Origin of the sequence: Clostridioides sp. ZZV15-6383 (genome assembly GCF_020657735.1) — a bacterium.
GTDB classification, from domain to species: domain Bacteria; phylum Bacillota; class Clostridia; order Peptostreptococcales; family Peptostreptococcaceae; genus Clostridioides; species Clostridioides difficile_D.
On the sequence record NZ_JAGWCV010000219.1, the window covers coordinates 1 to 255 of the forward strand.

General features: G+C 32.2%; 1 pseudogene. It reads right to left on the reverse strand.

Annotated features, from left to right (window positions below):
- Window positions 1–3: 3 nt before the first annotated feature.
- A pseudogene (locus tag KGF42_RS19540) lies at window positions 4–255 on the reverse strand (hypothetical protein); the annotation flags it as partial.

A 255-nucleotide genomic window follows, 5' to 3' on the forward strand; every position in this document is an offset into this window, starting at 1 on the left:
AAATTACTTTTGCTTCGTATTGGTTTTTAACCTTTCGGGAACATTCATCCCTGAAGCACGCAGCTTTTTTAGAAATGCAAGCTCCGCTTTTAAAAGTTGGTTTTCATATTCTAATTCTTGTTCTCTTGTTAATTTATTTTTTTCTTCTTTAGTTTTTTTGCTTTTATTCATTGATGGTCTTCCTTTCGTTTTAGACAAGGCATCGACACCACCATACAAAAGTTTTTGTTTCCATGTTGCTATAAGTGTACTATT